At 65.0% G+C, this 17773-nt stretch carries 12 protein-coding genes, 1 tRNA gene and 3 pseudogenes; 9 read left to right on the forward strand and 7 right to left on the reverse strand.

Features of this window, described 5'->3' with window-relative positions; all coding sequences use genetic code 11:
* Window positions 1-41: 41 nt before the first annotated feature.
* The 4 genes from pgm (at window position 42) to B1790_RS28170 (ending at window position 3592) form a co-directional block, all read left to right on the forward strand.
* Window positions 42-1676 carry a phosphoglucomutase (alpha-D-glucose-1,6-bisphosphate-dependent) gene (pgm, locus tag B1790_RS28155; RefSeq protein ID WP_079926575.1) on the forward strand — a complete coding sequence of 545 codons (1635 nt, stop codon included), beginning with the start codon at window positions 42-44 and terminating at the stop codon, window positions 1674-1676.
* On the forward strand, window positions 1673-2938 hold the full coding sequence (locus tag B1790_RS28160; protein WP_079926576.1) for an MFS transporter: 1266 nt from the start codon (window positions 1673-1675) through the stop codon (window positions 2936-2938). Before pgm ends, B1790_RS28160 begins: the two co-directional genes overlap by 4 nt.
* A gap of 54 nt (window positions 2939-2992) precedes the next feature.
* A tRNA-Ala gene (locus tag B1790_RS28165) sits at window positions 2993-3065 on the forward strand.
* 89 nt (window positions 3066-3154) lie between these two features.
* Window positions 3155-3592: a hypothetical protein gene (locus tag B1790_RS28170; protein WP_079926577.1), complete on the forward strand. Its 438-nt coding sequence runs from the start codon at window positions 3155-3157 to the stop codon at window positions 3590-3592.
* A 91-nt stretch (window positions 3593-3683) separates the two neighbouring features.
* On the opposite strand, the pseudogene B1790_RS28175 reads toward B1790_RS28170, so the two are convergent.
* Window positions 3684-4124 (reverse strand): annotated as a pseudogene (locus B1790_RS28175) (hypothetical protein); the annotation flags it as partial.
* Between the two features lie 152 nt (window positions 4125-4276).
* Window positions 4277-5224, reverse strand: a complete 948-nt coding sequence (locus tag B1790_RS28180; RefSeq protein ID WP_079926578.1) for an alpha/beta fold hydrolase — start codon at window positions 5222-5224, stop codon at window positions 4277-4279.
* Between the two features lie 179 nt (window positions 5225-5403).
* On the opposite strand from B1790_RS28180, the gene B1790_RS28185 reads away from it, so the two are divergent.
* From B1790_RS28185 to B1790_RS35935, 3 genes and pseudogenes are all read left to right on the forward strand, one after another.
* Window positions 5404-6255 carry a cutinase family protein gene (locus B1790_RS28185; RefSeq protein WP_079926579.1) on the forward strand — a complete coding sequence of 284 codons (852 nt, stop codon included), beginning with the start codon at window positions 5404-5406 and terminating at the stop codon, window positions 6253-6255.
* Window positions 6256-6578: 323 nt separating this feature from the next.
* Window positions 6579-6949, forward strand: a pseudogene (locus tag B1790_RS28190) (transposase); the annotation flags it as partial.
* 163 nt (window positions 6950-7112) lie between these two features.
* A pseudogene (locus B1790_RS35935) lies at window positions 7113-7343 on the forward strand (transposase); the annotation flags it as partial.
* Between the two features lie 509 nt (window positions 7344-7852).
* On the opposite strand, the gene B1790_RS28200 reads toward B1790_RS35935, so the two are convergent.
* From B1790_RS28200 to B1790_RS28215, 4 genes are all read right to left on the reverse strand, one after another.
* On the reverse strand, window positions 7853-8737 hold the full coding sequence (locus B1790_RS28200) for a fumarylacetoacetate hydrolase family protein (protein WP_079926580.1): 885 nt from the start codon (window positions 8735-8737) through the stop codon (window positions 7853-7855).
* 86 nt (window positions 8738-8823) lie between these two features.
* A complete protein-coding gene (locus B1790_RS28205) occupies window positions 8824-10194 on the reverse strand; it encodes an NAD-dependent succinate-semialdehyde dehydrogenase (RefSeq protein ID WP_079926581.1) in 1371 nt (456 codons plus the stop codon).
* Between the two features lie 28 nt (window positions 10195-10222).
* Entirely contained in the window at window positions 10223-11812 is a 1590-nt protein-coding gene (locus B1790_RS28210) for an NAD(P)/FAD-dependent oxidoreductase (protein ID WP_233165360.1), read from the reverse strand.
* A 244-nt stretch (window positions 11813-12056) separates the two neighbouring features.
* Window positions 12057-12971, reverse strand: coding sequence for a LysR substrate-binding domain-containing protein (locus B1790_RS28215; protein ID WP_079926600.1), 915 nt, complete (start codon window positions 12969-12971; stop codon window positions 12057-12059).
* A 281-nt stretch (window positions 12972-13252) separates the two neighbouring features.
* Between B1790_RS28215 and B1790_RS28220 the strand changes: the two genes are divergently transcribed.
* Together B1790_RS28220 and B1790_RS28225 are read left to right on the forward strand one after the other, a co-directional pair.
* Window positions 13253-14233, forward strand: coding sequence for a C-terminal binding protein (locus B1790_RS28220; RefSeq protein ID WP_079926583.1), 981 nt, complete (start codon window positions 13253-13255; stop codon window positions 14231-14233).
* A gap of 186 nt (window positions 14234-14419) precedes the next feature.
* A complete protein-coding gene (locus B1790_RS28225; protein ID WP_158083885.1) occupies window positions 14420-15730 on the forward strand; it encodes an MmgE/PrpD family protein in 1311 nt (436 codons plus the stop codon).
* A gap of 114 nt (window positions 15731-15844) precedes the next feature.
* Here B1790_RS28225 and B1790_RS28230 read toward each other — a convergent pair whose 3' ends face one another.
* Window positions 15845-16912, reverse strand: a complete 1068-nt coding sequence (locus B1790_RS28230; RefSeq protein WP_369832445.1) for an Ldh family oxidoreductase — start codon at window positions 16910-16912, stop codon at window positions 15845-15847.
* Window positions 16913-17773 lie beyond the last annotated feature (861 nt).

Below are 17773 nucleotides of genomic sequence, written 5' to 3' on the forward strand. Positions count from 1 at the left end.
CGCGGACGTGCGCGGCCCGCTGAAGGGGCAGAATCACATTCATGGCTGCCAACCCCCGTGCCGGACAACCGGCGCTTCCCGAAGACCTGATCGACGTGGCCCAGGTGGTCACCGCCTATTACTCGGTGGTGCCCGACCCCGAGGACGTCAACCAGCAGGTGACGTTCGGGACGTCGGGGCATCGCGGGTCGAGCCTCGACGCCGCGTTCAACGAAGCGCACATCCTCGCCACGACGCAGGCCATCGTCGAGTACCGCGCCGCGCAGGGCACCACCGGACCGCTGTTCATCGGCCGTGACACGCACGCACTGTCCGAGCCGGCCTGGGTGTCCGCGCTTGAGGTACTGGCCGCCAACGACGTCGTGGCGATGATCGACGGAGCCGACCGGTTCACGCCGACCCCCGCCGTCAGCCACGCGATCCTGCAGTTCAACCGGGGCCGGGACAGCGATTTGGCCGACGGCATCGTCGTCACCCCGTCGCACAACCCGCCGCGTGACGGCGGCTTCAAGTACAACCCGCCCAACGGCGGTCCCGCCGACACCGACGCGACCGGGGTAATCGCCAAGCGCGCCAACGAGATTCTGCGCGGCGGCCTCGCCGACGTGAAGCGGGTTCCACTCGCACGGGCACTGCAGATCGCCGAGCGTCATGACTACATGAACGCCTACGTCGACGACCTTCCCAACGTCGTGGACATCCACGCCATCCGCGCCCAGGAGATCCGGATCGGCGCCGACCCACTCGGCGGCGCGAGCGTCGACTACTGGGGCGTCATCGCCGAACGACACAAGCTCAACCTGGTCGTCGTCAACCCGCTCGTCGACGCCACCTGGCGCTTCATGACGCTCGACACCGACGGCAAGATCCGGATGGACTGCAGCTCGCCGAATGCGATGGCGTCGCTGATCGGCAAGATCGGCGACTACCAGATCGCCACCGGGAACGACGCCGACTCCGACCGGCACGGCATCGTCACCCCCGACGGCGGCTTGATGAACCCGAACCACTACCTCGCCGTCGCGATCGACTACCTGTACTCGCACCGGCCGAACTGGCCCGGGTCCACCGCCGTCGGCAAGACCGCGGTGAGCAGTTCGATCATCGACCGGGTGGTCGACGGTCTCGGGCGCAAACTGGTCGAGGTGCCCGTCGGGTTCAAGTGGTTCGTCGACGGGTTGATCGGCGGCACAATCGGATTCGGTGGGGAGGAGAGCGCGGGAGCGTCGTTCCTCCGCAACGACGGGACGGTGTGGACCACCGACAAGGACGGCATCATCCTGGCGCTGCTTGCCTCGGAGATCCTCGCCGTGACCGGGTCGACCCCCTCGCAGCGCTACGCCGAGATCGCGGAGAAGTACGGGGCGCCGACCTACGCCCGCATCGACGCACCTGCCAACCGGGAGCAGAAGGCGCGGCTGGCCAAGCTGTCGCCGGAGCAGGTGAGCGCGACGGAACTGGCCGGCGAGACGATCACCGCGAAGCTGACCACCGCACCGGGCAACGGAGCGCCGCTGGGCGGGCTCAAGGTGACCACCGAGAACGCGTGGTTCGCGGCGCGTCCCTCCGGCACGGAGGACGTCTACAAGATCTACGCCGAGTCGTTCAAGGGTCCGGAGCATCTGGCCGAGGTGCAGGAGGCGGCCCGCGAGGTGGTGAATACAGTCATAGCGTGAGATCCGACGCGGAGGCAGACTGTCCAGCTCCCGTGAAGGAGAAGCTCCCAAGCGAAGTCTGGGTGCTGATCTTTTGCAACGTCATCGTCGCCCTCGGGTACGGGGTGGTGGCGCCGGTCTTGCCGCAGTACGCCCGCAACTTCGGCGTCAGCATCAGCGCGGCGACCTTCGTCATCACGGCGTTCGCGCTGATGCGCCTGGTGGGGGCGCCGCCTGCCGGCCTGCTGGTGCAGCGGCTGGGGGAGCGACGGGTCTACGTCTCCGGGCTGCTGATCGTCGCGCTGTCCACGGGTGCGTGTGCGTTCGCGCAGACCTACTGGCAGCTGCTGGCGTTCCGGTCGCTGGGTGGGCTTGGCTCGGCGATGTTCACCGTGTCGTCGCTCGGCCTGATGATCAGGATCTCCCCGGCCAACGCGCGGGGCCGGGTGTCGGGGATGTTCACCTCGGCGTTCCTCGTCGGCTCGGTCGGCGGGCCGGTGCTCGGCAGCCTGACGGTCGGCTTCGGTCTGTCGATGCCGTTCGTCATCTACGGCGTCGCACTGCTGATTGCCGCGGGTGTGGTCCTGGTGGTGCTGCGCACGTCGTCGCTCGCGGCGCCGGACGAGCAGACCGAGGTGGCCCTCAGCGTCCGCGAGGCCCTGCGCAACCCGGCCTACCGGGCCGCTCTGGCGTCGAACTTCGCGACGGGCTGGTCGGCGTTCGGGCTGCGGGTGGCGCTGGTGCCGCTGTTCGTCGTCGAGGTGCTGCACCGCGGCGCCGGGATCGCCGGGCTGGCGCTCGCGACCTTCGCCATCGGGAACGTGTCGGTCGTGATCGTCAGCGGCTACCTGTCCGACCGGGTGGGCCGACGCATCCCGCTGCTGATCGGCCTTCCGGTGGCCGCGGTGACGACCGTGCTGGTCGGGTTCACGACGTCGCTGCCGCTGTTCCTGGCCGCCGCCTACGTGACAGGTGCGGCGACGGGCATCTTCATCTCCCCGCAGCAGGCGGCGGTGGCCGACATCGTGGGCAGCAAGGCACGCGGCGGGACGGCCGTGGCGACGTTCCAGATGACGTCGGACTTCGGGGCGATCCTCGGCTCGCTGGCGGTGGGTCAGATCGCCCAGTACCTGTCCTACGGGTCGGCGTTCGCCTTCAGCGGCGGCATCCTGCTGGCCGCGGCGGTGTTCTGGATCTTCGCGCCCGAGACCCGGCCGCGGACCAATGCGGAGCACACCGAGGCCCGGCCGCTGGGTCCCGACGCTGGTGGCGACGTGCCCTGACGTGCCGTTTTGAACCTGAAGTGCTCATTGGTGTACCGTCGACCAGCACGACGAGGGGCTATGGCGCAGTTGGTAGCGCACCACACTGGCAGTGTGGGGGTCAGGGGTTCGAATCCCCTTAGCTCCACAGTCAAGAAACCCGTTCCGACTCCGGTCGGAGCGGGTTTTTTCGTTCCCCGGGCTAACGTCTGAGCCGTGGTAGGCGATGGCAGGGGCATGCGGCCCTTTCGTTCTGTCTGCGTGCTTGCCGTCGTCCTGGTTGGCTCGTCGCCGTGGATGGCGTCGGCCCACGCCGACGCCTTCGCGGAACTGCCCCGGGTGCCGGTGGCGGCCTCCCAGACCTGCGGCGGTGACGTCGGCGCCGAGGCCGAGGTGGCGTTGGTGCAGACCGGTGACCGCATCGAGAACGGAGTGCGTGCGGTAATCCACTACGACGCTGGGGTTTACGACGGCTCGTGCGCGCTGACCGTGACGGCGGCGTGGACGAACCTGGACACCGGGGCGTCGGGAAGCGGTCCCATCAACGCGGTCTCGACGATCGACGGGCACTACGGTTTCATCGGTTATGCCAACACCACGTTCGAGACGGGTCGTGGCACCGTCGTCGTCACCTTCAGTTCGCACCCGGGTGCCGAATTGACGATCACGACCTAAGAACTGCCGCAGGCGGACTCGAGGAGCGAGGCGGCGGTTGGCACGATCCTCACAGCCTCGGCTGGCTGCCTTCGACTTCGTTGATGCCGAGGTTGACCTCGGTGACGCAGAACGCGGGGATCGTCAGGTCGACCACCGGGGCGTTGCGCTCGACCTCGGCCAGCAAGAGAGGAGCGTTGCGGCCGAGGAACCGGTCGACGATCCAGCCGTCCTCGCCGAGCCACGCCGAGTAGCGAATCTTGGTGATGACATGGTTTGCGCGCGAGAGGATCTGACCGGAGACGACCGGGTCGAGTTCGCGTTCGGCTTCGTAGCGGGTGCCGCCGGCGGCCGGGCCCTTGGCGGTCAGGGTTCCGATCGCGTCGGCGTGGTCAGCAGGGCTCGTGGCGTCGACGAGACCGTTCGGAGAAGCATCGAAGTCGACGGGGGCGGGGCACTGCAGTCGTACGCGCACCGCGTATCCGTCGGCGGCGAACAGGTAGGCCTGCACGATCAATTCGGGCTGCGGATCGAGGGCAGTGACAGCGGGCATCTCGCGGAGGTAGAACTTCCGCTCGAACTCGAAATCGCCGACATCGGACTCCGACGTCTCCCGACGTTAGCGCCTTGACACCCCGATCGTTCGCGGGCAGTGCCGTGGCCACAGGCGAATAGTCTTGCGCGGCAACGCGGCCACCTCTCGAGTCAGGTCCGCGTCGGCGCACCGATGAACTCGACACCGGCAGTGATCGCCGGTCGGTGGCGGAGGATCCTGTAGTGAGCCAACCGCCCCAGTCCCTTCGTCGTCAGCAGTCGCGCGCCCGGCCACGTCGCAGCGAGTCGCTGGCTGGCCGCGTACGGCGCATCGGGGTCATCCGGATCGTGAATGACGAGCAGCGGCGGGTAGCCGGCGAGGCGGCCGACGTGCTCCATGTTGGTCTCGTGCAGCGGCATTCCGATTCGCTTCTCCAGACGGCGCTGCAGCCCGGCCCGAATACGGCGGCCGAAGTCGTGCCGCGCCGCGAACAGATCCAGGTACAGGGGGAAGTCGCCCATCGGTGAGAGCAGAACCAACCGCCCGACACTGGCGCCTTCGGCCGCCGCGCACACCGTGGCATTTCCGCCGAGCGAATGGGCCACCACCGCATGGGCCGACCCGTGTGCCTCGATCACAGCCTTGATCGCCGCAGCGCACTCGACCGAAGTGGTCCGTCCCGGCGCGAGCTCGCCGGGGTCGGATTCGTTGTGGCTGGGCAGGTCGAACGCGATGACGCGATACCCGGCTGCCACCAGTGGCTTGATGAACATGGCCAGATGCGGACGTCGGCCGCCCCAGCCGTGGACCAGATAGACCGGCGGTCCCTCGCCCCATTCCTCGCCGACGATCCGATGCTCATCCCAGTACGCCTCGAGCGGCTTACCCGGCGGCACACCCGGCGGCAGCCGGAGAGCCGATTCCATGACGGGCGGTGTGCACCACAACTCCACCGCCCATCGAGAGCCCAGGCCGGGTGCGAGCCGTTCGAGCACACGGAAACGCCTACGGACGTCGTCGGCGACCGGAGGAAGAATCTCGGAGCCGACGACATCAAGTGGGGGTATCGCACCCTCCGGGGCCGACTCCGAGGCTCGGTCAGGCTTCCGTTCGGTCATGGCCGACGATCGGGTCGAGTGGTGGCACGCGGCGACCCTAGCAGCGTGCCGCCGCGGCTCTGGTCCCACGGGGCGTCTCGAGTTCGCTGAGGTGAACGTCAATTGTTGGAGGTAGTGCATTTCCGCTGACAGGGAGTATTCTCTGCTGGATGCGACACCATCGCCGACGTAGCTCGCGGATGACGAAAGGCCGTTTGGCGGGTGGCGGCGCTGCGGCGCTGGTGATTGCTGTGGCACAGCAGTGGATTCCCGGTACCGGGCCAGTTGCGTCCGCCGCCGACTGCGCCGATGCCGAGGTGGTCTTTGCCCGGGGCACGGACGAGCCGAAGGGCATCGGCCAGGTCGGCTCTGCCTTCGTCGACTCACTGCGCGCGCAGGTCGCCGGCATGAACATCACGACGTACGCGGTGGATTACGACGCGGGCAAGCTCCAGCTGGGCAGCGGCGACGGCGCCAAGGACGCGATCAAGCACATCAAAACCATGGCGGCCTCGTGCCCCGACACCAAGATCGTGTTGGGTGGCTACTCCCAAGGGGCGAACGTCGTCAACATCGTCGCCGGCAATCCCATCGTCGGAATCGCGTGGGGGCCAGCTCTCCCGTCGTCGTTGGCGGAAAACGTCGCGGCGATTGCGACCTTCGGCAATGTCGCCAACCGCTCGGGTACCAAGTTGCCGTCCCAGTCTGCGATGTTCACCGGTAAGGCGATCGATCTGTGCAACCCAACGGATCCGATCTGTCACACAGGTGAGGGCAATGCATGGAGCGGGCACACCGATGGCTACGTCCCGGTGTACACCACGCAGGCTGCTGTATTCGCGGCGTCGACGTTGGTGGCCGGGTCGAGCTTGGTCGTGCCGGGGTTCGGGCCACCCACGGCTCATGGGCAGCTGCCGGGGTATGACGCAACCCCGCCCGGGTACGGCACGCCGGCCCCAATTTACGCGTCGCAGCCACAGGGTTCAGACCACCTGCCGCCCGGCTACGTCCCGTCTGCGCCCGACCCCTCTTTCGTGAGCGGCCTGCCGTGAGGCTCCGAAACCTCAACAACCTCAACTGAGTTTCGGACAACGGTGCTGCACGACGAGGAGTGAGCGCCACGTCGCTCCCGGTCACGGGCACGTCACCACGTGCGGGCTGCCGGCGGCAGTCGGGAAGCGCGTCGAATGCAATCCATTGTCGAGGTGATCACGACCCGGGAACCCGCCCTTCGGCGCGACTGAAGGCCGACAGCGCTGGCCTTCCTAGTGCCTGCCCTCGAGCCCGCCGCGGCCGTCTTGACTAGGTGACTGTGGAAATAACGGTGTTTTCGGCCTGACACGCTGAGCGATGCTCGGCGAGAAAGGTCGCCGTGATGACGACACTGAATGACGTGAGCAAGAGGAAGGCGAAGCCGTCCGCTGGGCAGCAGGCTGCGGTCGAGCTGGTCCGGCTCTGGCCCAGGAAGAGGGCCTGTCACTGACAGGACCCGATGGGCTGCTCATACAGCTGACCAAAGCGGTCCTGGAGACCGCGCTGAACGAGGAGATGGCCGAGCACCTCGGGTACGAGCAGCACGATCCGCCAGAAACGGGCACCGGCAACGTCCGCAACGGCACCCGATCCAAGACGGTGCTGACCGACACCACCGGCCCGGTCGAGATCGACGTACCACGGTATAGGGCCGCGACATTCGAGCCGCAGATCGTCAAGAAACGTCAACGCCGGCTCTCCGGGGTCGACGAAGCCGAAGGCCCGATCACTTGTCCGGCTCGCCACCCTGGAGCAGATTGCGGCACACCTCGACCCATTTACCGGAACCGTCGCGCGCCTTGCCCGCGACCTGCTCGAGCGGTGCCGCGTACTGACCCAACAGATCAACGGGGAGATCACCGACCTGGTGTCGAGCATGGCGCCCTCATCGATTGCGATCCCAGGCTGCGGAGCCATCACCGCGGCCAAGATTCTCGGTGAGACCGCCGGGGTCGATCGATTCCGATCCAAGGACGTCTACGCTCGTCCCAACGGCACCGCGCTGATGCCGGTCTGGTCCTCCAACAAGGCCTGGCACCGGCTAAGCCGAACTGGGAACCGCCAACTCAACGCAGCCCTGCACCGGATCGCGCTCACCCAGGTGCACTGGCACGAACCAGCCAAACCAGATGATGGAACGCCGCAAAGCCGGCGGGGACAGCGGCATGGAAGCACTGCGCGTACTCAAACGGCGGCTGTCCGACGTCGTCTACGCAGCGCTACGAACCGACCTCATCTCGGCCGTCGAAACCACTGCTGCTTGACAGAGGAGCTAGAGATAGTCCCAACACGCGCGGGCGTCGAGCCACTATCGGAACTCCACGCACGACGATGGAATCGGGGTGTGACAGTGCAACGGGCGGTATCGATGGATCCCTCACAGGGCGATGTGTTGCGCGACAGCCAGCCAGTCGCCGTTGTGAACCATTTTGACGCATTGGCGCCGTCGAGGTCGGTCGGAACCGTATCGAATCCGCGGTCCCGCGAGTGCTCGTCGGCGCTGCCGGACTCCCCGGTCGTAACCCAGAGCGCCGCAATTGCGACCGCCTTTGTGAAAGGGTCCTGACCCGCGGCGGGTACCGGATCCATCCACAGGCGGAATCTGCGGTTGATGCACTATTTCACGATGTTCTGCAACAACCCCACGCCGTGGATCTCGACTTCTACGAGGTCGCCGCTTTGCAGCCATTGCGGCGGTTGACGTTTCGCGCCGATGCCTTCCGGGGTGCCAGTGGCAATGACGTCGCCAGGGCTGAGCTCCAAGAAATGGGAAATGTAGGAGACGATCCGCGCCAGAGAGAAGATCATGTTGCGCGTGTTCGACTTCTGCACCTGCACGCCGTTCACCCGCGTGCACAGATCAAGCGTCTGCGGGTCGCCCACCTCGTCGAGGGTGACCAGCGTCGGTCCGCAGGGCGTCGATCGATCGACCGCCTTGCCGGGCAACCACTGCGTGCCGCGGTACTGCAGATCGCGGGCGGTGATGTCGTTGAGGACGGTCACTCCCGCGAGATAGTTGAGGGCGTCACTCTCCGACACACGACGGCATTGACGACCGATCACGATGGCGAGCTCGCCTTCGAAGTCGAGGTTCGCGGTTACCTCTGAGCAATCGATGCCCTCCTTCGGCCCAATCAGGCTGCTCGCGAACTTGGCGAAGATGTCGGGATGGTCGGGGAACTTGCGCCCGGTCTCTCCAACGTGGTCTGAGTAGTTGAGCCCCACGCAGAGAACCTTTTTCGGATTGGCCACCGGTGGCCCGAGGTGCAGTTCGCCAATCAGCCCAGCGGACGCGATCGATGCGGGATTGAGTTGCGCGACTCTTTGCGACAGACCACCGAGACGGCCGCCAGCCGCGTCGAGAAGATCGCGTACAGAATCGAAGGGAGGGCCGTCGACTTCCCCGATCGCATAGAGCACGTCGTTGAGGTTGAGGACGTCTTCGCCGATCAGCACGCCGGGAAGCCAACGGTTGGCAGACGAGTAAGTGACGAGTCGCATGAGGCATCTCTTTCATTCGGAACGGCGGCAGCGCTTAGGTGACGTGGTCGGCGGGTCGAGACGTGCTGACCACGGGCAGGTGTGTGTCAGGCGATCCTGTGCAGTTTCTTGTTTGCGAACTCGTCGAGGCCTAGCCTGCCGAGTTCGCGACCGATGCCCGATGCCTTGACCCCGCCGAAGGGCAGGTTGGCCTTGCTGCGGATCAACGAGTTGAGCCCCACCATGCCGGCCTCCAGGCGGTCGGCCACATCGTTTGCCAATTCGGGGTTTTGGGTGAACACCGATGAACCCAGCCCGAATCGGGAGTCGTTGGCCAGCCGGATCGCCTCATCGATGGAATCGGCCTTGAAGACGACGGCTACGGGTCCGAACAGCTCCTCACCGTATGCGCGCATCTCCGGGGTAACGCCGGAGAGGATGGTCGCCGGGTAGTAGGCGCCGGGTCCATCGGGTACGGTGCCCCCGACGTGAAGTGTGGCGCCGCTGGCGACGGCTTCGTCGACTTGTTCGGCGATTTCTTGGCGCCCACTGACAGACGCCATGGGACCGAGCTTGGTGCTGGAGTCGAGTGGGTCGCCGGCGACCCACTTCTGCGTTCGTTCGACGAAGCCCGCGAGAAAATCCTCGTAGACGTCGCTGTGCACGATGAAGCGCTTGGCCGCTGTGCAGGCCTGGCCGGCGTTGTTGAAACGCCCGGTTTCGGCGAGATCGAGGGCGGCCTGGATGTCGGCATCGGCCAGCACGATGAAGGGGTCGGACCCTCCGAGCTCGAGGACGCACTTCTTGAGGTGCTTTCCTGCTTGCGCCGCGACGGTGCGTCCGGCCTCTTCGGATCCGGTCAGCGAGACCCCTTGCACCCGTGGATCGGCGATGACGTCAGCGATCTGGTCAGACGAGACCAGGAGGTTTTCGTAGATCCCTTCGGGCGCTCCGGCGTCGGTGACGATCGAGGCGATGTTCAGCCCTGTTTGCGTGCACGAGCGGGCGTGCTTGAGGAGAATCGTGTTGCCCAAGACGAGGTTTGGAGCGATGAATCGCGCCACCTGGTATACGGGGAAGTTCCACGGCATGATCCCGAGGATCGCGCCTATGGACCGGGTGCGAACCAGCGCCCGGCCACCATCGCTGACGTCGAGTTCTTCGTCTGCGAGCAGCTGTGCGGCGTTGTCGGCGTAGTAGTCGAAGATCGACGCGGCCAGTTCGATCTCGCCTTCGGCTTGGGTGACTGGTTTGCCCATTTCGACGGCCACGGTGTGGGCGAGTTCGGCCTTGCGCTCACGGTGCAATTCGGCGATTCGGGACAGCAGGGCCGCGCGCTTCTCCAACGGCGTGTGACTCCACGATTCGTGTGCGTCGGCGGCGCGGGCGACGGCCGCATCGGTGGCATCGCTGGTGAGCAAGGTGTATTCGGCAATCGGCTCGCCGGTCCGCGGGTTGACGGTCTGGTAGGTCGTCATGGGATGGGTTTCCTTCGCTGGTGACGGATTAGGCGGTGGACGGGACGTGGACGTGGTAGCTGGGAAAGTCGCTGTCGGCTTCGGTGTTGGCGGTGGCGATGAAGCTGTCGAGGCCGGCGACGAAGAAGTTCGACGGCGTGACCTGACGTTTACCGGGAATGTTGTTGCCGAACAGCCACGATCCCGTTTCGAGGTAGAGCGATCCCTGCAGCGCGTTGCGGCATGTCTGCAGCCATGCTTCTTCGCTTTCGGCTGTGAGTTCGATGGATGCGGCGGGGACGTCGACGAGGCTGGCGACCGCCCGACCGATCCACTTGGCCTGTACACCGATCGCCGGGGGAAGGTTGACGAAGGGCCCACATGGGCCCAGGACCATGAACATGTTGGGGAAGCCGTTGACGGTGATGCCCATGTGACTTCGGGGTCCTTCGCTCCAGTGCTCGTTGAGCGTCCGGCCGTCACGTCCGGTGATGTCCAGCCCGCGATAGCTGCCGTCCTGGGCGTCAAATCCGGTGGCGAGGACCAGCACGTCCAACTCGTGCAGTTGGCCGTCGGAGGTGACGAGGCCGTTCTCGGTGAAATGCGTGATGGGTGTGTCGCGCAGTGACACGAGGGAGACGTTGGGCTGATTGAAGATCTCGAAATACCCTGAGTCGCAGATTGGTCGGCGAGCGAACATCTCCCACGGAGTCAGCTTCCGGGCCGTCTCGGGGTCATTGACGATGGAGGAGATCTTGCGCCGGATGAAGTTCGCCGCTTCCTCGTTGGCTGCGCGATCCGTCGTCAGATCACTGAAGGTCTCGTTGCAGAACGTGTAGGGGCCACCCTTGTTCCACGCCCACTCGTAGATGGCTTCGCGTTCCTCCTCGGAGACACTGAAGGTCTTCCGTTCGTTCTCCTCGTTGATGCCGAAACCCAGTTTCACGCGGCTGAATTCGTCCCACCGGTCCTGGCAGGTTGCCTTGAACGCGGCCAGCTCTTCGGGTGTCCAGCTGCGGTTGCGCGCGGGAACGCTGTACTGCGGCGTGCGTTGAAACGACGTGAGGTGACCGGCGGTCTTGGCGGCTTCGGTCATGAACTGCACTCCGGTGGAACCGTTTCCGATGACACCGATGCGCTGGCCGGTGAGGTCGAGGTCCTCCGGCCAGGCTGCGGTGTGGACGATCCTGCCCTGGAACTGATCTAGTCCCGGGAAGTTCGGGACGTTCATCCGTGACAGCAAGCCCAGGGCGGTGATCAGGAATCGTGCTTCGAAATCACCCTTGTCGGTGTGGACCAGCCATGTTTGGGACGCTTCGTCGAAGGTGGCTGCCCGCATCTCGGTCTCCAGTTGGAACCGCGAGCGCAAGTCGAAGTGATCGACGGCGTCTTCGAGGTAGCGGCGGATGTCGGGCGCCTGAACGTAGCGGGTGTTCCACTCGGTCCGCTGATACAGCTCGTGCTCGAAGGGGAGCTGGTACATGAAGCTTTCGGTATCCGACAACGCGCCCGGGTAGCGGTTCCAGAACCACGTCCCGCCGACGCCAGATCCCTTTTCGATGACGATCGCGTCCAGTCCCAACTCGCCGTGCAATGCGCGTAACGCGGCGATTCCGCCGAATCCGGCGCCAACGATCAATGCGTCTACTTTACGAATTGACGTGCCTTCGTTCATGGCTGAATCCCTTCATGCGCGGAAACAATGATTGGTGTCGGACTCTTATCCGACTACCAGGTATGAAACGGCGCTGTGGTGTCGCTTAACGCGATCTTTGGCCGTGGAATTCACGTTACCCGCGTCACAACTCATGCTCTAGTGGGTATTGGTGCGAATTACGCGGCGGATTGTTGCCTCCGATGCGAAGCGGTCGCGGCACGAGGGGTCAGCAGCCGTCGTCGGTGGAATGTCGTGGAAGGCATTCGAGAGCAATGTTGACGGCCGGCGTGGGTGACGGGTCACGCCATGCGACGCGTAGATGCACGTCGGGAACGCGTTGGGCATCTGTTGCGGCGAGGGGCACGAAGACCACGTCGGGGTTCGGGGTCCGACGGCCTACCGAGGCAAGCGCCAAGTGGCAACCCACCTCGGCACTGACGAGAGCGATGCACGACTGGGTGTCTGGGGCGAACTGAACGTCGTCGCCGATCGTCCTGCCATAGGCGAATCCAAGACGCCACAGACGGTCGGTCGTGACCGACCCGCCAAGGTAGGGCAGGCAGACGAAATGTTCATCAGCCACCTGGTCGAAGGAGATTTCGTCGTCGCCAGCCAGTGGATGAGATCGGGGAAGGGCAACCACCAACGAATCGCGCAACAACAGACGCGAGGAGATGCCCGGAGGAAGTTGATCCCACCGCCCCAACGCGATGTCGGTCTGCTGACTGACGAGGTTCTCCATCGCAGGTCGAGAGATTGGCTGCGAGGACAATTCGACGCGGATCCCGGGGTGTTCCGAACGCATCCTGCGCGCGAGTGAGGCCACGATCGGGTGTGCCGCCAACCCGGAGAATTCCACGCGGACGACGCCGATCTCGCCGTTGGTCGCCGCTCGTACCGCGTCGGTGGCGCGCTGCACCGCCTCCAACGCTTCGCGGGCGGGTTCAACCAATGCTCTACCGGCATCGGTGAGCGCCACGGTCCGGGTGTTGCGATCGAACAGTCGCGTCCCAAGCTCGTTTTCCATGCTGCTGATCGTGCGACTGAGCGGGGCATGTGCCATGAAGAGCTGTTCGGCGGCGCGGCCAAAATGAAGGTGCTCGGAGACGGCCAGGAACGCTTCCAACTGCCGTACGTCCATGGCGACCTCCTCGTGCACCATCCGCTGTCACATGACCCTAACCTAACGTCCGTTAGTTAGCAAGGATGGGCGGCGGTGGGCCGCGTCAAAGCGGCTGAAACGACGATCATTAATCCACCTTCAGCACTGCAGCGGCTCTCGTTTCGCAATACAGCCACGCATACTTCAAATGGCGTTGACTCCTGACATGACCGGCTCTAGATTTCCAAAAGTAGCCTGCGCAGTTCGCATTATCCATTTGTCGATGTCAGGCAAATACCGCTTCGATAGGAGAATTCGGCATGACCGAGAACAATGATTTGGTGCGCCCGGTCGACCAGGATTCGGATATCGGGCACATCATCGTCGCGCCTCACCAATTCATCGACCTCGCCCAGGAACAGCAGCTCGCCGGCGAGTTTGGAATCGAACTCCTCGCCGCAGCGGACAAAGACGAGTTTCGCGCCGGCATCCCGGATGCCAGCTTGGTTCTCGTGACTCCTTATGCGCGTGTCGAAGCCGCGGATTTCGCGGCCATGAAGCGCTGTCGGGCGGTCGTGCGCTACGGCATCGGCTACGACAACATCGACGTCGACGCGGCCCGAGAAGTCGGGGTCCCAGTCGCCATCGTCCCCGACGCCTCCAGTGAGGAAGTGGCAGCGCACGCGCTGGCAATGGGCTTGGCGCTCGTCCGCAGGATTCCGGGTGGGCACGCTGCCATCGCCAACGGCGGCTGGGCGGGCAAGCTCGCCTACGACACCCCGCGATTCTCTGAACTCGACGTCGCAGTGATCGGTCTGGGGCGGATCGGTCGGCAGGTCGCAAGCTACTACTCCGCCCTCGGGGCCAACGTGCGCGGGTATGACCCCCTCGCCACGTTCGACGGGATCACCGCGGCATCGCTGGGCGAATTGCTCGAAGGGTCCGACCTGATCTCCCTGCACGTGCCGCTGTCCGCGGAGACCGAGAACCTCGTGTCCGCCGACGTCTTGGAGCGCATGCGGCCCGGAGCCGTCCTGGTCAACGTCTCTCGCGGAGGTCTGATCGACGAACACGCGCTGTCTGAGGCGCTAGTAGCCGGACGGTTGGCAGGTGCGGCACTCGACACATTCGGTACCGAACCGCTGCCGAGTGATCATCCGCTGCGTACCGCGCCCAACGTGGTCCTCACCCCGCATATCGCGTGGAGATCGAACCGCGCACTTGAGACGCTGCAGGCAAGTGTCGTCGCCCGCTGCCGCGAAGCGCTGACCGGCGGCGCATTGCTCAACACGGTGGCCTGACACCGCCTCGCGCCTGTGAATGAACGTGTCTAATGCGGCCCACCAGGTCGAGGACACATCCAGTGAATCGTCACCGCGTTCGGCCACCGTGGGGAATGCGTACTGAGGTATGGCGGGACCTACGGTCCGACGGAAAGGTTGCCGATGAGGGCGAATAGTGCCAATCGGTTGGGTCAGACGCGCGAGATGGCTGAGTTCGTCAGCTGCCTTCCCGCACAGGACATTCCCGACCTCGCCATCGACCGCGCCCGGCAAGCCATCGCGGATCTGATTGGTGTCGCCTTCGCAGGGCGCCGCCACCAGATCGGCGCGACCATGTTGAGTTACGTTCTGGACCAGGGTGCGCGGCCCCTCGCCGGCATCATTGGCGGGGGCCGCACCACGCCCGAGCTTGCCGGTTTGGCCAACGGCACCTTCGCGCACGCACTGGACTTCGACGACACCAACCATCCGCTCTACGGTCATCCGAGTTGCTCGATCGTGCCGGCGATCCTGGCGATGGGGGAAGAGTTCGACTGCACCTTCGGTCTGGCGTTGGAGGCCTACGTCGTCGGCGTCGAGGTCGACGCCGCCCTCGGCGGTCAGATGATGCCGGCGCATTCGGAGGCGGGCTTTCACTCCACGGCGACGATCGGAACGATCGGTGCCGCCGCGGCCGCGGCGCGGATGGCCGGGCTCGACGTCGACGCGACACAGCGCGCCCTCGGTATAGCCGCCTCGCGCGCGGCGGGTCTGCGCGTCAACGTCGGCACGATGACCAAACCCTTGCACGCTGGCGCCGCGGCGATGTCGGGAGTTCAAGCGGCCCGTCTGGCGGCTCGTGGATGGGACTCCCATCCCGAGACCCTGGAAAGCCCCATCGGCTTTTGTTCGGCGTTTCTCGGCGCCGACGGTGACCGAGCAGTCGACGTGACAGCCGCCCTTGGGCAGCGGTGGTCTCTGTTGCATCCCCACGGGTTGGCGATCAAGGCCTACCCGTCATGCGGCGCTACGCACACCGCGATCGATGCGGCGCTGGCGGCACGTGCGGACTTGGACGGTGAACTGATCGACCGTGTGCGCGTCGGGGTGAGCGCCAAAGCGCCGCAGTTGCTGATCTTCGATCGGCCGCAGACGGGCAGCGAGGGCCGATTCAGTGGTCACTACACCGTTGCGGCGGCACTCGAGCGCGGCCGGATCGGGCTGGAAGACTTCACCGATTCTGCAATTCGCGATCCCGGGGTGCGCTCGTTGATGGAACGCGTCGACGTCGTCGTCGACAGTCGCCACCGCGACGGAACGCAGTACCCGTCCACCGTCGAGGTCTGGACCGTCTCCGGACGGCGAGTCGAGCGGACGGTCGAGCTGGCGCGCGGCAAGAACGCGAACCCGATGACCGAAGCCGAGTTATGCGCCAAGTTCGAGAGCTGTGCAGGTGCCGACCGTGCGGGGCTGTGGCAGTCCGTTCGCCATGCCCCCGTTGACCGCAAGATTGCCGACGTGGTGTCGACCCTGTAGTCAGAGTCCGAGCCGGCCAGTCCAGCGAGCACTCGCGGAGGATTGTCGCGCCCGTAGGCGCAGCGGACCCCACCACACGTTGTCCGAGAGGTCACTTCCTACGGCGGTGACAGATCAGGCGATCACCGCGGCATCCAGAGCTTGCTGTCCGACGCCCACCTTGCGTGCCGAATCTGAAATCGCCTGCCAGGCTCCGAGTTTGACGGAGAAACCTTCTGCATGTCGGTGCCGGTTGGCTGTCTCGGGGTCGCCTGGAGCCAGTACCTGATCGAAACCGGCGGCAGGCGGAACGGCATGGATGAGGTCGCGTAGTTGCTCGGCGTCGCCGAGCACGTCGGCAAGATCACGAAACGCGTCCGCTGCAATCGCAACCAGCAACAAGCCCTGGGCTCGGAAGATCTCACTCTTCTGGTCGTGGCCGAAGGCGCCCGGTCCCAGCAGGACCCTGCCCAGCAACTCGACCACGACAGCCAGTCCAAATCCCTTGTGTTCACCGAAGGTTCGCATGGCTCCGCCCGCTGCCAGGGCGTTCGGGTCGTCCGTGGGCTGACCATGCTGATCCACCAAACTTTGACTGGGCATGCGGTCCCCGGCCATGGCCGCCACCATGATCTTCCCGATCGGCGCGGCAGCGGTGGAAAAGTCGACCACCAGCGGAACCCCCGACGCTGTCGGAAAACCCGCGGCGATGGGATTGGACCCGAGAAGGCCGGCGCGCCCGCCGAACGGTGCAACCAAACGCTGCCCGCCCATACCGCCGATGAAGGCGAGCGCGACGCAGTTGGCTCGGCATGCCTGCTCCATGTAAGCGCCCAACCTACCGAGATGGGTGCTCTGCACCAGCCCGGCCATTCCGATTCGTTCTGAGAGGGCCTGCTCGCACGCAAGCTCGGTCGTGATGCGGGCTGCCACGTGTGAGAATCCCCAATTTGCGCTGACCACCGCGCACCGACCTTCGGTCAGGGTCGTCGGGCGGGCTGCCGGATCGAGAATGCCGTTGTCGACGTAGTCGACGTAGGAGGGAAGCCGGCTGATGCCGTGGGAACCGTGCCCCACGCAATCAGCCTCGACGAGATGGGCTGCGACCTCCTGAGCGTGCTCACGCGGTGTGCCCAGCGCTCTCAACACGTGAACTGCGAGGTGTCGGGCGTGCTCCACGTCCAGGCGAATCAATTCCGACACAATGTCCTCGCTCCGACTGCGTAGTTAGAACGGTCTCTCCTGACCGAATGTGATTCGACTCTAACGGTTTTCGGGATGAGCATTCGTGCCGATTCGTCAACACAGCAATGCCGGATCCGGCGTGGGACGTTGTTCGGCGTACGCGCGACCGTAGCCGTAGCCGTAGCCGAACATTCCAGTCACGGTACCGTGATCGCTTCTCTGAAAGGTGTTGTCTTGCAGTCTTCGTCACGTCCAGTCATATACCCAGCGGTGGCCTTTGAGGCAACGCCGTCTCGACGATCGGCACCGGTTTATTGGTGAGATAGATGGATTAACAGATCATTTGAGCCGGATTCGCGAGGATGTCCGTACGCCTGGCGGCAGAATCGTAGGACGCGCAGACGGTCGCTCGTCACGGATCGCTCCAACGGATCGCGCATCAATCTGCTCGCTTGACGGCATGGGCCGTCGGGGGATTCGCCGAGCACTTCGTGGCAGCGGACTCGGCAGAAGACGCCAGGACCGGTAGGCCAGGTCGCTGGTAGGCGTGAACCGTAAATGTGGTGGTGGGCTGAAGTCGGCTGCGTGACCCGGAGTTCTCGTAGAACGGCGTGGTGGTGCGGGACGTACGGAGCTGCGCGCAGAGCTGTCGGGAGGGAGCCTTCGCGACCGGTACCGCCCGTTAAATCTTTGTGAACGACCTCCCGTTACTAACGAACGTTAGGTAGCGTTGTGATGGCCTACCGATGTGACGACGGCGACATGAATCGGTCGGCTATCCGTTGAATCAACCTAATTCGAAAGAAGATGTCATCGTGGTCGAATTGTCACCGGAGGCACAGGGCCCCACATCGCCCGCACCCGTGCAGGCGGATACTC

Source organism: Mycobacterium sp. AT1 (assembly GCF_002043095.1).
Taxonomy (GTDB): Bacteria; Actinomycetota; Actinomycetes; order Mycobacteriales; family Mycobacteriaceae; genus Mycobacterium.

Excerpts from the sequence above, each read along its gene's own strand:
- pgm (WP_079926575.1), top strand. The coding sequence starts at position 42 with ATGGCTGCCAACCCCCGTGCCGGACAACCGGCGCTTCCCGAAGACCTG.
- B1790_RS28170 (WP_079926577.1), top strand. The coding sequence starts at position 3,155 with ATGCGGCCCTTTCGTTCTGTCTGCGTGCTTGCCGTCGTCCTGGTTGGC.
- B1790_RS28180 (WP_079926578.1), bottom strand. The coding sequence starts at position 5,224 with ATGACCGAACGGAAGCCTGACCGAGCCTCGGAGTCGGCCCCGGAGGGT.
- B1790_RS28185 (WP_079926579.1), top strand. The coding sequence starts at position 5,404 with ATGACGAAAGGCCGTTTGGCGGGTGGCGGCGCTGCGGCGCTGGTGATT.
- B1790_RS28200 (WP_079926580.1), bottom strand. The coding sequence starts at position 8,737 with ATGCGACTCGTCACTTACTCGTCTGCCAACCGTTGGCTTCCCGGCGTG.
- B1790_RS28205 (WP_079926581.1), bottom strand. The coding sequence starts at position 10,194 with ATGACGACCTACCAGACCGTCAACCCGCGGACCGGCGAGCCGATTGCC.
- B1790_RS28215 (WP_079926600.1), bottom strand. The coding sequence starts at position 12,971 with ATGGACGTACGGCAGTTGGAAGCGTTCCTGGCCGTCTCCGAGCACCTT.
- B1790_RS28220 (WP_079926583.1), top strand. The coding sequence starts at position 13,253 with ATGACCGAGAACAATGATTTGGTGCGCCCGGTCGACCAGGATTCGGAT.
- B1790_RS28225 (WP_158083885.1), top strand. The coding sequence starts at position 14,420 with ATGGCTGAGTTCGTCAGCTGCCTTCCCGCACAGGACATTCCCGACCTC.